At 69.3% G+C, this 14,897-nt stretch carries 14 protein-coding genes; 12 read left to right on the plus strand and 2 right to left on the minus strand.

Going from position 1 to position 14,897, the window contains the following annotated elements; all coding sequences use genetic code 11:
• The 4 genes from ACYVN4_RS16925 to ACYVN4_RS16940 are packed head-to-tail and all read left to right on the plus strand — an operon-like array spanning nucleotide 1 to nucleotide 4,345.
• Nucleotides 1–927, plus strand: coding sequence for an ABC transporter permease (locus ACYVN4_RS16925; protein ID WP_460722063.1), 927 nt, complete (start codon nucleotides 1–3; stop codon nucleotides 925–927).
• Nucleotides 920–1,870 carry an ABC transporter permease gene (locus ACYVN4_RS16930; protein WP_460722065.1) on the plus strand — a complete coding sequence of 317 codons (951 nt, stop codon included), beginning with the start codon at nucleotides 920–922 and terminating at the stop codon, nucleotides 1,868–1,870. Before ACYVN4_RS16925 ends, ACYVN4_RS16930 begins: the two co-directional genes overlap by 8 nt.
• A 4-nt stretch (nucleotides 1,871–1,874) precedes the next feature.
• Complete coding sequence (locus ACYVN4_RS16935) at nucleotides 1,875–3,563, plus strand: dipeptide ABC transporter ATP-binding protein (RefSeq protein ID WP_460722067.1); 1,689 nt, start codon at nucleotides 1,875–1,877, stop codon at nucleotides 3,561–3,563.
• 35 nt (nucleotides 3,564–3,598) lie between these two features.
• Nucleotides 3,599–4,345 carry a Fic family protein gene (locus ACYVN4_RS16940; protein WP_460722068.1) on the plus strand — a complete coding sequence of 249 codons (747 nt, stop codon included), beginning with the start codon at nucleotides 3,599–3,601 and terminating at the stop codon, nucleotides 4,343–4,345.
• Nucleotides 4,346–4,795: 450 nt separating this feature from the next.
• Here ACYVN4_RS16940 and ACYVN4_RS16945 read toward each other — a convergent pair whose 3' ends face one another.
• Entirely contained in the window at nucleotides 4,796–5,680 is an 885-nt protein-coding gene (locus ACYVN4_RS16945) for an HAD family hydrolase (protein WP_460722070.1), read from the minus strand.
• A gap of 375 nt (nucleotides 5,681–6,055) precedes the next feature.
• On the opposite strand from ACYVN4_RS16945, the gene ssd reads away from it, so the two are divergent.
• The 7 genes from ssd (at nucleotide 6,056) to ACYVN4_RS16980 (ending at nucleotide 11,311) form a co-directional block, all read left to right on the plus strand.
• Nucleotides 6,056–7,390, plus strand: coding sequence for a septum site-determining protein Ssd (ssd, locus tag ACYVN4_RS16950; protein ID WP_460722072.1), 1,335 nt, complete (start codon nucleotides 6,056–6,058; stop codon nucleotides 7,388–7,390).
• Nucleotides 7,391–7,543: 153 nt separating this feature from the next.
• Entirely contained in the window at nucleotides 7,544–8,740 is a 1,197-nt protein-coding gene (locus tag ACYVN4_RS16955; RefSeq protein ID WP_460722073.1) for a TadA family conjugal transfer-associated ATPase, read from the plus strand.
• Nucleotides 8,741–8,911: 171 nt separating this feature from the next.
• On the plus strand, nucleotides 8,912–9,724 hold the full coding sequence (locus ACYVN4_RS16960; RefSeq protein WP_460722075.1) for a hypothetical protein: 813 nt from the start codon (nucleotides 8,912–8,914) through the stop codon (nucleotides 9,722–9,724).
• Nucleotides 9,721–10,329 (plus strand): type II secretion system F family protein, encoded by a 609-nt coding sequence (locus ACYVN4_RS16965; protein ID WP_460722077.1) that lies wholly within the window; start codon nucleotides 9,721–9,723, stop codon nucleotides 10,327–10,329. Before ACYVN4_RS16960 ends, ACYVN4_RS16965 begins: the two co-directional genes overlap by 4 nt.
• Nucleotides 10,330–10,386: 57 nt before the next feature.
• Entirely contained in the window at nucleotides 10,387–10,602 is a 216-nt protein-coding gene (locus tag ACYVN4_RS16970; protein WP_452402906.1) for a DUF4244 domain-containing protein, read from the plus strand.
• 35 nt (nucleotides 10,603–10,637) lie between these two features.
• A complete protein-coding gene (locus tag ACYVN4_RS16975) occupies nucleotides 10,638–10,952 on the plus strand; it encodes a TadE family type IV pilus minor pilin (RefSeq protein ID WP_460722079.1) in 315 nt (104 codons plus the stop codon).
• The gene (locus ACYVN4_RS16980; RefSeq protein WP_460722081.1) at nucleotides 10,949–11,311 is read left to right on the plus strand and encodes an Rv3654c family TadE-like protein; all 363 of its coding nucleotides are present in this window, start codon (nucleotides 10,949–10,951) and stop codon (nucleotides 11,309–11,311) included. Before ACYVN4_RS16975 ends, ACYVN4_RS16980 begins: the two co-directional genes overlap by 4 nt.
• 347 nt (nucleotides 11,312–11,658) lie before the next feature.
• Here the strand turns inward: ACYVN4_RS16980 and ACYVN4_RS16985 are convergent, their stop codons facing one another.
• On the minus strand, nucleotides 11,659–14,055 hold the full coding sequence (locus ACYVN4_RS16985) for a DEAD/DEAH box helicase (protein ID WP_460722083.1): 2,397 nt from the start codon (nucleotides 14,053–14,055) through the stop codon (nucleotides 11,659–11,661).
• 435 nt (nucleotides 14,056–14,490) lie between these two features.
• Here ACYVN4_RS16985 and ACYVN4_RS16990 point away from each other — a divergent pair, with 435 nt between their 5' ends.
• Nucleotides 14,491–14,694 carry a cold-shock protein gene (locus ACYVN4_RS16990; protein WP_029925108.1) on the plus strand — a complete coding sequence of 68 codons (204 nt, stop codon included), beginning with the start codon at nucleotides 14,491–14,493 and terminating at the stop codon, nucleotides 14,692–14,694.
• The last annotated feature ends 203 nt before the right edge of the window (nucleotides 14,695–14,897 follow it).

The following is a 14,897-nucleotide window of genomic DNA, read 5'->3' on the forward strand; positions in this document are numbered from 1 at the left end:
ATGGCCTGGTACATCGTGCGGCGGTTGCTCCAGATGATTCCGGTCTTTCTCGGAGCAACCCTGCTCATCTACGCGATGGTCTTCCTGATTCCCGGCGACCCCATCCAGGCGCTCGCCGGGGATCGGCAGATGACCCCGGCGATCGAGGCGACGCTCAAGGCGCGCTACCACCTGGATCAGCCCTTCTACATCCAGTACCTGCAATACCTGAAAGGCATTGTGACGCTGGACTTCGGCACCTCGTTCTCGGGGCGGCCGGTGCGTGAGGAGCTGGCCCGCGCCTTCCCGATCACCTTCCGGCTGGCCGTGATGGCGGTGTGCATCGAGTTCTTCTTCGGTGTCGCCTTCGGACTCGTCGCCGGGTTGCGCAAGGGCAAGCTGTTCGACTCCACCATGCTGGTGCTGAGCCTGGTCATCATCGCCATCCCGATCTTCGTGCTCGGGTTCCTGGCGCAGTACCTGCTCGGCATCAAATGGGGGATCGCGCCGGTCACCGTCGGCAGCAAAGCGAGTTTCACCGATTTGCTGGTGCCAGCGTTCGTGCTCGGGTCGCTGTCGTTCGCCTACGTGCTGCGGCTGACCCGAAACGCCGTGGCGGAGAACATGAACGCCGACTACGTGCGCACCGCGACCGCCAAGGGTCTCGGTCGCCCGCGGGTCATCGTGGTGCACATCCTGCGCAATTCGCTGATCCCGGTGGTCACCTTCGTCGGCTCGGATCTCGGGTTCCTCATGGGCGGCGCGGTCGTCACCGAGGGCATCTTCAACATCCCGGGCGTCGGCGGCACGCTCTACCAAGCCATCACCCGCGGTGAACCGCCTACGGTGGTGGCCTTCGTGACTGTGCTCATCGTGATCCTGCTGCTGACCAACCTCATCGTCGATCTGCTCTACGCCGCACTCGATCCGAGGATCCGCTATGCCTGAAACTCCCACTGAAACACGTTCCGGGCAAGAACATTTCGTGGCCCCGGCCGACGAGGTGGAGGTGCTGGCCACCGACCGGGTCACCGAGACCGCGGCCCCGACCAGCGTCTGGCGGGAGGCCTGGCAGCAGCTGCGCCGCAATCCGATCTTCGTGATCGCGGCGCTGCTGATCGCCTTCATCCTGCTCGTCGCAGTGTGGCCGCAGCTGTTCAGCAGCCTCGATCCGCGGTACTGCAGTGGCGATTTCAGCATGCACGCGCCGTCGTCCGGGCATCCGTTCGGCTTCGACAAGCAGGGCTGCGACATCTACGCCCGGACCATCTACGGGGCGCGCGCCTCGGTGGAGACCGGGCTGGGCGCGACCCTCCTGTTCGTGCTGATCGGCGGCACACTCGGCGCGCTGGCCGGGTACTACGGCGGGCTGCTCGACGCGGTGATCTCGCGGATCGCGGAGATCTTCTACGCGCTGCCGCTCACCCTGGCCGCCATCGTGCTCATGCAGCTGCTGCACACCCGGACCGTGTGGACGGTCATGGTGACGCTGGCGTCCTTCAGCTGGCCGCAGGCCGCCCGCATCGCGCGCGGGGCGGTCATCGAGTCCCGCAACAGCGAATATGTCACGGCCGCAAAGGCACTGGGCGTCTCCCGATTCCGGACGCTGATCCGCCACGTCCTGCCCAACTCGGCCGGACCGCTGATCGTGGTCAGCACCATCTCGCTCGGCGTCTTCATCGTCACCGAGGCGACGCTGTCCTACCTGGGCGTCGGACTGTCGCGCGAGATCGTGTCCTGGGGTTCGGATATCGCCGCCGACCAGAAGGAGATTCGTACTTCCGGCATTCTGTTCTACCCCGCGACCGCGCTGGCGCTCACGGTGCTCAGCTTCATCATGCTCGGCGACGCGGTGCGCGACGCGCTGGATCCCAAGGCTCGGAAGAGGTGACGACATGACCGAACCACTGCTCGAAGTCCGGGACCTGAACGTCTGTTTCAGCTCCGAAGGCCAACAGGTTCCGGCGGTCCGCGGGGTGGGCCTGACGGTCTACCCCGGCCAGACCGTCGCCATCGTCGGCGAATCCGGGTCCGGCAAGTCGACCACCGCGCACGCCATCATCGACCTGCTGCCCGGCACCGGGCGAATCACGTCCGGCTCCATCATGTTCGACGGCAAGGACCTGTCGAAGGCGTCGCCGCGGGACATCGTCGCGGTGCGCGGGCGCGGCATCGGGTTCGTGCCCCAGGACCCCATGTCGAATCTGAATCCGGTGTGGAAGATCGGATTCCAGATCCGGGAGACCCTGGAGGCCAACGGCATCGCCAAGGGCCGGGCCGCCCGGCAGCGCGCCGTCGAACTGCTGTCCGAGGCGGGCATGCCCGACGCCGAACGCCGGGTGAACCAGTATCCGCACGAATTCTCCGGCGGCATGCGGCAGCGCGCGCTCATTGCCATCGGGCTCTCGTGCCGCCCCAAGCTGCTCATCGCCGACGAACCGACCTCCGCCCTGGACGTCACCGTGCAGCGGCAGATCCTCGACCACCTCGACACGCTCACCGGCGAACTGGGCACCGCGGTCCTGCTCATCACCCACGACCTCGGCCTGGCCGCTGAACGGGCCGAGCATCTGGTGGTCATGTACCGGGGCCGGGTGGTGGAATCCGGTCCGGCACTGCAGATCCTGCGCAACCCGCAGCATCTGTACACCAAGAAGCTGGTGAACTCGGCACCGTCGCTGGCCTCGCAGCGGCTGTCCTCGGTGCGCGACCGCGCCGAGGTGCGCCAGCAGGCCGTCCAGGTGGCGGGTCAGCTGGCCGAGACCGACGCCGAATTCGCCAGTGCGCCGGACGACGTACTGGTCGCCGACAAGCTCCGCAAGGTGTACCGCATCCGCGGCAACGCGCCCTGGAAGTCCACCGAACTCGTTGCCGTGGACGATGTCTCGTTCACGCTGCGACGCGGAACCACCACCGCCATCGTCGGAGAATCCGGCTCCGGCAAATCCACCGTGGCACAGCTGGTCCTGGGCCTGCAGCCGCCCACCTCCGGCCGCGTCACCTTCGACGGGCGCGAGGTCGCCACCCTGAATGCCAAGGCCGCCTTCGCCTTCCGGCGTCGCGTGCAACCGATATTCCAGGACCCCTACGGGTCGTTGGATCCGATGTATTCCATCTACCGCACCATCGAGGAACCGTTGCGCACCCACGGCATCGGTACTCCGAAGGAACGCGAGGCCACCGTTCGCGACCTGCTCGACAAGGTCTCGCTCCCGGCCTCGGCCATGCGCCGCTACCCGAACGAGCTCTCCGGCGGCCAACGTCAGCGCGTCGCGATCGCCCGCGCGCTGGCGCTGTCCCCGGAAGTCGTGGTCTGCGACGAAGCCGTCTCGGCTCTCGATGTGCTCGTCCAGGCGCAGATCCTGCAGTTGCTCAACGAACTTCAGGCCGAGCTCGGACTGACCTACCTGTTCATCACCCATGACCTGGCCGTGGTTCGGCAGATCGCCGACGACGTCCTGGTCATGTGCCAGGGCTCGGTGGTCGAGGCGGCCTCGACCACCGAGGTCTTCGACCATCCGCAATCCGACTACACCCGACGACTCCTGGAGGCCATCCCCGGCCGTGACCTGCTGGTCGGCTGATTCTCCCGGTCGCGGGGCCGCTAGCCTCGTACCTCGTGACCGACCCGCTGCAGCCCCTCGTCGATCTGCCCGGTGTGCGCGAAGCCGCCGACAAGGCCCGTGACAGCCTTGCCGAGGTGCACCGCCACCGGGCGAACCGGCGCGGCTGGCCCACCACCGCCGCCGAGGCCGCCGTCCGCGCCGCCCGCTCGTCCGCGGCCATCGACGGCGGCACCATCGACCTGCCCGCGGACGGCAATGTCGGCGACCCGATCCTCGCGGGCGCCCTGCGCGTCGGCCAGGCCCTCGACGCCGAGGCCCTCACCAACCTGGTCGGCGTCTGGCAGCGCGCCCCGCTGCAGGCGCTGGCCCGTCTGCACCTCTTGGCAGCCGCCGACCTGGTCGAGGACCAACAGCAACTCGGCCGTCCCCGCAATGTCCCCGGCGTCGCCGAACGCCTCGACCTCCTGGTCCAAACCATCACCAGCACAAAGGCCCCGGCCCCCGTGATCGCCGCCATCGTGCACGGCGAGCTGCTGTCCCTGCGTCCCTTCGGCACCGCCGACGGCATCGTCGCCCGCGCTGCCTCCCGACTGGTCGCCGTGTCCAGCGGCCTCGACCCACACAGTCTGGGTGTCCCCGAAGTTTTCTGGCTCCGCCGCCGCCAGGCCTATCTGGATGCCGCGGCCGCCTTCGGCATGGGCACTGCCGAGGGAGTTGGCGGCTGGGTGATTCTCACCTGCGGGGCGCTGGAAGACGGTGCGCGAGAGGCTCGCTCGATCGCGGACGCCGCATCCGGGTAATAGCCCGTGCGGTAATAGCCCTTACGCATAAGAGCGGGCGGCGTTGTCGCGATTGCGACCTCACCGCCCGCTAGCACGGATCACCCGGTTACCAAGCGTGCTTCTCGGGTTGTGTCTCTTCGGCCTCGGCGAGCTCTCCAGGATCCGGTGGTTCATCCCCGCATGGATGCGAGGCCCTCGCCGTCGAAATCCCAGATAACGCAGGCCCACAACTACTTGTGCCCTGTCGCGGCGTGCTCCGCGTGGGTGCCTGATGTCCGTGCTGGGAAGGGTGGGATGGGAGGTCGAAACCTTCTCTTCCGGTCCGATCTTGGCCTTCCGTCCTTCCGTGCATCCATTGTTACCCCGTGACGCCCGTCACAGCAAGACCTGGGGAAACATTCAAATTACTCGGTGTGTCCGAGTATTTTTGCGGCCGGGCGTTTCGGTCGGCGGCCCAGTTGTTCCGGGTCAGCGCCGTCGGCGCAGCAGTCGGTAGGTGAGGGCTCCGGCCGCGAGCGCGCCGAACCCGACCGCGGCCGTCGCGGCCACCGTGGTGGTGGTCGGTGCGGGTAGTCGAGCCCACAGCGAGACCGGATTCGAGAAGGTGAGCACCGGCCAGCCGCGCGACGCGGCCTCGCGGCGCAGGCCCCGATCCGGGTTCACCGCCGTCGGGTGCCCGACCACCTCGAGCATGGGCAGATCGGTGACCGAGTCGGAGTAGGCGTAGCAGCGGGTCAGGTCGTAATCGTAGTGGGCCGCAAGCTTTTCGATGGCCTCGACCTTGCCCGGGCCGTAGCAGTAGAACTCGACTTCGCCCGCGTACTTACCGTTTTCGATGACCATCCGGGTGGCGGCGAAGTGATCGGCGCCCAGCGCCGCGGCGATCGGTGCGACCACCTCCTCGCCCGACGCCGACACGATGATCACGTCGTGGCCCCGAATCCGATGGTCCGCAATGAGATCCGCGGCCTCGGCGTAGATGAGCGGATCCACGATGTCGTGCAGGGTCTCAGCGACGATCGAGCGCACCTGGTCGACATCCCAGCCCGCGCACATCTTGGTCAGGTGTTCGCGCATGCGCTCCATCTGATCGTGATCGGCGCCCGAGAGCAGGAACAGGAAGTGCGCGTAGCTGCTCTCGAGCACCGCACGGCGGCTGAGCAGGCCCTGATCCAGGAACGGCTTGCTGAACACGAAGGCGCTCGACCTGGCGATCACCGTCTTGTCGAGATCGAAGAAGGCGGCGACTCGTCCGCGTTCGGCTGTCACGTGGTCCAGGATATGGTCCGGCGGCGCGTCGCGGGGATCTTGGGCGCGTCGCGCGGGTCCCGCGATGGACCTGCGCCTTTTCATGCGGCGCGGCGGTCGCGGTGTCGGGCATCACTTTCGGCGCAGGATATGTCCGGGTTAGCCAGTCGGAAGCCGGGCCGTCGGGGCGGGAAAAAGACTCGCCGGACGGACTTGCAATCCGGCCGGGGCTTGGGTGTAGTATCGCAGTTACCTGGACATGGTCCAGGCGCGTTCAGCCCGACCCCCCGGGGCTGAACCCGACGGCCCCAGCCTCCTCCCCCCCCGGCTGGGGCCGTCCTCTATTTCCGGACAGGTCCCCCGATTTCCGGGCAACTCCGAAGTCCTTCCCGCACCTCGAGTTCTGCACAGGTCGCGTGTTATCCACACTCGCCGTGGACCCGCTTTCGCCCTCTCGCCGATCGGGCGACGCTGACCAGCATGAACTCCGACGCCGCCACACCACCGGCTCTGTCGCTCGTCGCCGATCCCCGTCTGCGGGACGAGATCCGCCGCATTGCCGCCGCGGCCGACCGTCCACTCGACGAGCGTGTCTCGCCGCCCGGGCGGCCCGCCTGGACGGCCGCCTCCGCCATCGTCCTCGATACCGCCGCCGCGCGTAGCTGTGCATCCGCCGAACACCCCCGCCGCGCCGGGATTCTCCTGGTGACCGACGGGGAGCCGAGTTTGCTCGACTGGCAGGCCGCCACCGCCGTGGGTGCCGAACTGGTGCTGGCGCTGCCCGCCGACGCCGACGCGTTGGTGGCCGCCTTCGCGGCGCACGACGGCCGCAGGCCCGGTGACGGCGCGGTGCTCGCGGTGGCGGGCGCGGGCGCCGGGGCGGGCGCCTCGGTCCTCGCCACGGCCGTGGCCCTCACCGCCGCTGGCCGTTTCCGCGACCGCACCCTGCTGGTCGACTGCGCGCCCTTCGGCGGCGGCCTGGATCTGCTGCTGGGGCTGGAGAATGCTCCGGGTCTGCGCTGGCCGGATCTCACCATCGAACACGGGCGCGTGTCCGCTCCGGCCCTGCACGCCGCCCTGCCCGCCGCGTCCGGCCTGGCGGTGCTCTCGTGTGGGAGGACCGATTCCGAGGGTGTGGGCGGAACGGAAACGCCGACAACCGATCTCGTGTCTGTGGAGGGCGACAGCGGTCAGCGGGTAGTACTGGCAACGGGATTCGAGCGTGCGGCGGGCTGTCTGGTCGACCGGGGAACCGCCGCACCGGCCTTCGAAATACCGGGCACCGCGGTCGATGCGCTCGCGCCCGCCGCCGTGCGGGCCGTCATCGAGGGTGGCCGTGCCGCAGGTGATCTGGTGGTCGCGGATCTCTCCAGTGATCACGGGCCGTACACCGAGCAGGTTCTCGACATCGCCGACCTCGTGGTGCTGGTGACCCGGGCCCGGCTGCGGTCGGTGGCGGCGGCGAAATCCGCTGCCGCGTATTGCCGTACCCGCAACCCCAATGTGCGGGTGGTCGTGCGCGGGCCCGCTCCCGGGGGTCTCGGTGCCACCGAAATCGCCGAGGCCCTGGCACTGCCGCTGTTGGCTTCCGTGCCGTCCCAACCTGGCCTCACCGAGCGGCTGGAGCGCGGCGGGCTCACCGTCCGCCGCCGTGGGCCACTGCGCACCGCGGCCGAAACCTGCCTGACCGCATTGTTTTCCGACGGCCCGATGGGACAGGTAGCTGCCCGGCCGGGGCCCGCGTGGTGGCGGATCGCGCGTTCCCGCGGTGCGTACTGCGCTTCGGCGCTGGAGTCGGCGGGGGTGCGCAAGTGAGCCCGGTGCCCCGGCGATGGTCGCCGCGTTCCCGGCCGGGTCCGTCGATCCGCATCGCTGTTTGGCCGCCCGCGCGGGAGTCGCGTTCCGGCTACTGCCGTCTCGGGTCCGGTCGCGGCTGTCGCTGGTTGCTGGTCGGGGTGGAGGTCCGTGATGACTGAGTTGTTGTCGGCCGAGCTGCTGGAGCGGGTGCGGGAGCGTTTGGCGGAGGGCGCGGCCGATCCGGATCCGGCGCAGGTGGCCGCGGCGGTGCGGGCCGAGGCGGGTGGGGTGCTCGCGGACACGGATCTGTTGCGCGCCTTGCGATTGCTGCAGACCGAGATGACCGGGGCCGGGGTGCTCGAGCCGCTGCTGCACGATCCCGAAGTGGCCGATGTGCTGGTCACCGGGCCGGACGCGGTGTGGGTGGATCGCGGGCGCGGGTTGCGCCGGACCGCGGTGCGGTTCGCGGACGAGGCGGCGGTGCGCAGGCTGGCCCAGCGGCTGGCGCTGGCGGCCGGCCGGCGGCTCGACGACGCGCAGCCGTGGGTGGACGGCAGGCTGGCGGGAAGCGAAGCGGCGCTGGGGGATTCCTTCGGCGTGCGACTGCACGCGGTGCTGGCGCCGATCGCCCACGGCGGCACCTGTCTGTCCCTGCGGGTCTTGCGTCCTGCCACCCAGGGCCTCGACGCGCTGGCCGCCGCCGGTGCGGTGTCACCGGTGGCGAAAGCGCTGCTGGAGCGCATTATTCGGGCCCGGCTCGCGTTTCTGGTGGTCGGTGGGACCGGTGCGGGGAAGACCACGCTGCTCTCGGGTCTGCTGGCCACGGTCGATCCGGCCGAGCGCATCATCTGCGTCGAGGACGCGGCCGAGCTCGCGCCGCCGCACCCGCACGTGGTCCGACTGGTCGCCCGGCCGGCCAATGTCGAAGGGGCGGGCGCGGTCACCGTCCGTGATCTGGTCCGCCAGGCGTTGCGCATGCGGCCAGATCGCATCGTGGTGGGCGAGGTTCGGGGCGCGGAGGTCGTGGACCTGCTCACCGCCCTGAACACCGGGCACGACGGCGGCGCGGGCACCGTGCACGCGAACTCGCCGGGCGAGGTACCCGCCCGGATGGAGGCTCTCGCGGCGCTCGGTGGGATGCCCGCGGCCGCCCTGCACAGCCAACTGGCGGCCGCGATCCAGGTGATCCTGCACGTCCACCGCCATCCCGACGGCCGCCGCACCCTGCGTGAGATCGGCCTGGTGACCGCCTCCGACGGCCGGGTCCGGATCACCCCGGCCTGGACCGCCGACAGCCGCCAGGCTCCGGCTGCGGCGGCGCTCGGTCGACTCCTCGATGAAAGGACCTGCGATGACGACCTCGAGTGATGACTCGTCTGCTCCGGTTGGTAATCTCTTGTGCTGCAGTCCGTTCCGGGTGCGGAACTCGCGGTTTCCCGGACTGCGGCTGGGTTGGCGCGCCAACTGCCGATGCCATGATCGCGTCGATTCGACTGGTGCCGAAGAAGATTCGGCGACTCGTCAGTGCGGTGGGTGCTGATGATGCCGAATCCCGCTCCCGGCGTGGTCATTCTGGCCTGTGTCGCAGGTGCGCTCCTCGCGCTGCCGCCACCGGCTGCTCGGCGGCGGTTGGCTCGACTCTTTCCACAGCGGGCTGTTTCGCGAAAGATGCTGCACAGCAACATTATTAAGGTTGCTGTACTGGCGTCGGCCGCATTCTCGCTGGCGGCCGGACCCGGGGCGTTGATCGCCACGGCGCTGATAGCGGCCACCGTTGTGCGGCGCCGCCGTCGCGCCCGGCGGGATCGATCGCGGGTCGCCGAGGTGACCGGGCTGTTGGCCGGGCTGGAAGCGGTGATCGGGGAACTGCGGATCGGCGCGCATCCGAGTGCGGCGGCCGCGGTGGCGGCGGCGGAGACCACGGGTGAGGTGGCCAGGGCCTTCGCGGTGAGTGCCGCGTGCAGCCGGCTGGGCGGGTCGGGCGCGGAGGGGCTGCGACGGCCCGGCAGCGTGGTGGCCGAGGAGCTGTCCCGGGTGGCCGGGGCGTGGCTGGTGGCGGAGCGCCACGGACTCTCACTGGCCGAACCGCTGGCGGCCGCGCGGCTGGATCTCCTGGGCCGCAGACACTTCCGGGATCGCACCGAGGCCGCGTTGGCGGGCGCCCGGGCCACGGCGCTGGTGCTGGCGCTGCTGCCGCTGCTGGGGATCGGCCTGGGGCAGCTGATGGGTGCGTCGCCGCTGCACGTGCTGTTCGTATCCGCGGCCGGGACCGTGCTGCTGCCGCTCGGTGTCGCACTGACCTGTGCCGGGCTGCTGTGGGCCGACGCCATCACCGGCGGGGTGCTGCGATGACACCCGCCCTCGCGCTGGCCTCGGTGGGTGCCGCACTGCTGATGCTGCCGGGCCGCGTCGAGGCCGGACATCGCCTGCGCCGACTCGGCATCCCGGCTCCCGCTGCGCCGCCGCCGATTTCGCGGCCGGGTCCGGATCCGCTGGGTGACGTCTCGGCCCTCGATCTGCTCGCGGCCTGTCTGCGATCCGGATTGCCCGCGGCCGCTGCGGTCGGCGCGGTCGCGGCCGAATCCCCGGAGCCACTGGCCTCCGCCCTGCGCCGGGCGTCGGACCTGTTGGCGCTCGGCGCCGATCCCGCGTCCGCGTGGGAGCAGGCCGCGGCCGGGCAGGCGGACGCCGGGCACACCGACGACGTGGTGACGGCCCTGGCCCGGATGGCCCGCCGCTCGGCGCGCTCCGGGACCGGATTGGCCACGGCCGTCGCCGAATTGGCCCAGCGCCGCCGCTCCGAGCTCGAGGATGCCGCCGCCGCGCGGGCCGAACGGGCGGGAGTCCTGATCGGCGGCCCGCTCGGCCTGTGTTTCCTGCCCGCCTTCCTGTGCCTGGGCATCGTCCCCGTCGTCATCGGCCTGGCCGGGCGCGTGCTGGACGGCGGCCTGCTGTGACCGACCCCGACTGTGCCGGTGCGGAACCGCCGCGCCGGAGTGAGAGAAGGAGTGACCGTGGGAACGACTGTCCGAAACCTGTGCTGGGAACTGCGAACTCGACTGCTGCGCGCGCTGACCGCCGAGGACGGGATGAGCACCGCGGAATACGCCATCGGCACCATCGCGGCCGCGGCGTTCGGGGCGGTGCTGTACACCGTGGTGACCGGCGACAGCATTGTGAACGCCCTGACGAAGATCATCGACAAGGCCCTGAAGACTCCCGTCAAGTGACGTATGCCACACCATCACCCGACACCGAGGCGGGGATGGCAACCGTTGAGGCGGCGATCGCGCTAGCCGCGCTGGTGGCGGTGCTGGTGTTGACGGTCGGCGCCCTGCTGGCGGTATCGGCGCAGGTGCGCTGTGTCGATGCCGCCCGCGAGGCGGCTCGCCTGGCCGCCCGCGGTGATCCGGAGACCGGCATCGCCATCGCCCGCCGGGTCGGGCCACCCGGTACCCGGGTCGCCGTTCACACCGAGGGAGACCTGGTCGTCGTCGAGGTCAGTGCCCGTGCCGCCGTGTTTCCGATCACCCTGCACGCGGCGGCGGTCGCAGCCCGCGAGCCCGGCGAGTCCCGATGACGGTCGGAAACCGGACCGAGGCCGAGGCGGGCGGTGTGACGGTAACGGCGTGTATGGCCCTGATCGGGCTGCTCATGGTGGGTGTGCTGGTCGCGCAGGTGGGTGTGGCCGTCATCGCGCGGCATCGGGTGCAGTCCGCCGCGGACCTGAGTGCGCTCGCGGCGGCCGGTGCCCTCGGCGGCGGTGTCGCGGCGGCCTGCGCCCGGAGCGCGGAGATCGCCGTTCGAATGGGCGCTCGCCAAACCGGGTGCGCGGCGGCGGACTGGGATGTCACGGTCACCGTCGAGGGCCGGATATCGCTCGGCCCGCTGGGCGAGCGTGCGGTGCGGGCGATGGCGCGCGCGGGACCGGTGGAGTAGGCGTGACCGCGAATAGCTCGTACCGAGCGGTTGGTTAGAAATGGGATGGCGCGGGCCACATCCAGTAGTGATCAATGTCGAAATTCGATGAATGGGATAACCGAATAGATTGGGTATCGATCGCTTTCCAATTCGTTCCGCGAGACTCATTGGAATGAATACACAGGTAAATCCGCGAGCGACATTATCGAACGGAGCAACCCTCCAGTTAACAGGATCACATCCCTTTTTAATCGACTTCACACCCTGCGTGTCGCGGACGCCTCCGGGCAGCCCGATATCTACCAGTTGACGTGGCCGACCGGTTGGTCGGGTGGCGCTCCGGTCTCGCGTCGGAGTCGGCGGCGTCACGGTTCGGGGTGACCGCCGTCACTTTCTCCGAGCTCGGCCAGCACCGCCCGCAGTAGCCGGGCCGCCCCGGCCTTGTCCAGCGGATTGTTGCCGTTCCCGCACTTCGGCGACTGTACGCAGGAAGGACAGCCGCCCAGGCACACGCACGACTCGATGGCCCCGAGGGTCGCCGTCAGCCAGTGCCGGAGCTGGGAGAACCCGCGCTCGGCGAAGCCCGCCCCGCCCGGATGTCCGTCGTAGACGAATACGGTCGGCAGCCCGGTATCGGCGTGCTCCGCCGTCGACACGCCGCCGATGTCCCAGCGGTCGCAGGTCGCCACCAGCGGCAGCATGCCGATCGCGGCGTGTTCGGCCGCGTGCAGCGCGCCCGCGGCGTGTCGCGCGTCGATTCCGGCCCGGACCAGCAGGTCCGGCGTGACGGTGTAGAACACCGCCCGGGTGGGCAGCGTCTGCGCGGGGAGATCCAGCGCCACCATGTCCAGCACTTCGCCGCTGGGCAGTCGGCGCAGATAGCCGATCACCTGCCGGGTCACCAGCACCTGCGCCAAAGCCGTTGTGACCGAGCCGTATCGGCGTTCCTCGGTGACGGCCTCGATCTCCAGCGAGGTCACCGCCCGCGCGCTGGTGCTCCACCCCGGCGTATCGGCGTGCACCAGCGCGACGCCTTCCTCCAGGTCCAGCTCGTCGACCACGTAGCTCTCGCCCTGGTGCAGGTGCACCGCACCGGGATGCAGGGTGGCCGGGGCGCGCCCGGCATCGGTGGTCCCGAGCATGCGCCCGGATTCGCCGTCCACCACCGCGATCGCGCTGCCGATGCCGCCGCGCACGTCCACCGCGTCGTGCGGATGCGCGTCCGCGGTCACGAACCAGCGCGCGGTGCCGTCCCGCGCGACCCCGGCCCGGCGCCGGATCAAACCCTGTTCGGCCAGGTCGGACAGCAGATCCCAGGCTTGGAAGGAGTGCACTTCGGCATCGCTGAGCGGCTGTTCCAGCGCCGCGCACAGCAGATGCGGGCCGAGCACGTACGGGTTGTGCGGGTCGGTGATGGTGGCCTCGAGGGGCCGTCCGAGCAGCGCCTCCGGGTGATGCACGAGGTAGGTGTCCAGCGGGTCGTCGCGCGCGATGAGCAGCACCAACGACCCCTGCGTGCGCCGTCCGGCGCGCCCGGCCTGCTGCCAGAACGAGGCCACCGTGCCCGGATAACCCGCCACCACAACGGCATCCAGTCCCGCGATGTCCACGCCCAGTTCCAGGGCGTTCGTGGTGGCCGCGCCCAGCAGCGAGCCCTCCGACAATGCCGTCTCCAGCGCCCGCCGATCCTCGGCCAGATACCCGGCGCGATAGGCCGCGACACGCGACGGGAGCTGGGCATCTACGTCCGCGAGGAGCCGCCGCGTGTCCATTGCCACCGACTCGGCCCCACGCCGCGACCGGACGAAGGTCAGCGTGCGCGCGCCCTCGGCCACCAGATCCGCCATCACGGTGGCGGCCTCCGCGCCGGCCGAACGGCGAATGGCCGCACCGTTTTCCCCGGTCAGGCCCGCCCCGAGCAGCGGCGGCTCCCACAGCGCCACGGTGCGCGACCCCTGCGGCGACCCGTCCTCGGTGACCGCGACACACGGTGCGCCGATCAGCTTTTCGGCGGTGCGGGCCGGGTCCGCGGTGGTCGCCGAGCACAGCACGAAGACCGGATCCGCCCCGTACCGCTCGGCGAGTCGCCGTAGCCGGCGCAGCACCAGCGCCACGTGCGACCCGAAAACCCCGCGGTAGATATGACATTCATCGACCACGACGTATTTGAGCTGCCGCAACAGCCGCCCCCACCGCTGATGCGATCGCAGCATTCCGACGTGCAGCATGTCGGGATTGGTGAAAACCCAGCGCGCGTGCGCCCGCACCCACTGCCGGATCTCGGCCGGGGTGTCCCCGTCGTAGGGCGCGGGGTGCACGTTCCGCAGGGGATCTTCGCTGGTCAGCTCGTTGACCATGCGCAATTGATCGGCCCCCAACGCCTTGGTGGGCGACAGATACAGCGCGGTGGCCCGGGGATCTTCCTGCAGCGTGGTCAGCACGGGCAGCTGATACGCCAGCGATTTTCCGGACGCCGTCCCGGTCGACAGCACCACGTGCCGCCCGGCCGCGGCCAGGTCCGCGGCCTCGCTCTGGTGACTCCACGGCTCCGCGACTCCGGCCGCCTGAACTGCGGCGATGACATCCGGAGATGTCCATTCGGGCCATTTCGTGATCTGTGCCGCGCGGGACGGTAGCTCGGTGACGTGGGTGAGGCGGGGGTCACCGGACACCGGTCCATTTAGGACACGATTCAGCAACGATCTCCCGTAGCTGATGTCGCTGTTGTCTCCAGCGCATCGCAACTGATCTTCATCATTCATCGAGTCGTCACCGCGACACGCCCAACGGGTGCGAAAGGTGTGTGCGCCCGCAGCCCTACCTGCCATTTCACTACCGAGTAGCGGCCTGCCTCACACCCGGTTTGCCGGATGCTCGCTCTGTTATCCGGAAGCAAACCAACTTCAAGTTCGGATTTGGGCATTATGCCCCTCACCTGCGCATTCGCAAGATCAACTTTTTTGCAAATTGTGGGTAACTCGGCTGTTGAATTCCCCAAAGACATGGTTCACTGGTTCCTGGTCGCAAGCTTCTGTGTTCGAGGGAACGGATCGAAAGTCCAAACCATCAGCAGGATCGATGTTGCGAACGGTGTACTAGGTGCTTTCCTGCAGGGGGAACAGAGTACAACGGTCGGAACGGACCCGGTGGACGAACCTCGTTGTCCGCCGTTCCGGTATGGAAAGAGAAGGAACAGAATGGCACAGGGAACTGTGAAGTGGTTCAACGCGGAGAAGGGGTTCGGCTTCATCGCGCCCGAGGACGGCTCCGCGGACGTCTTCGTCCACTACTCCGAGATCCAGGGATCGGGCTTCCGTACCCTCGAGGAGAACCAGAAGGTCGAGTTCGAGGTTGGCCAGGGCACCAAGGGCCCGCAGGCCACCGGTGTTCGCGCGCTCTAAGAGCGAGCCAACCCACAGGTTCCGTCCCCCATCGCCTCCGGGCGGTGGGGGACGACCCATATCTGGACCCATTACACTCGATCACGATCAGGGGCTACATCGTCGCCGCGCACCAGCCGCGGCCTTTGAACACGGTATAAACGTTGCTGGCAGCGATATCGGACATCGCAGCCGCTTTGCCCCAGCCGCGTAGGGTGCGTACA

The sequence above is a fragment of the Nocardia heshunensis genome (assembly GCF_054782115.1).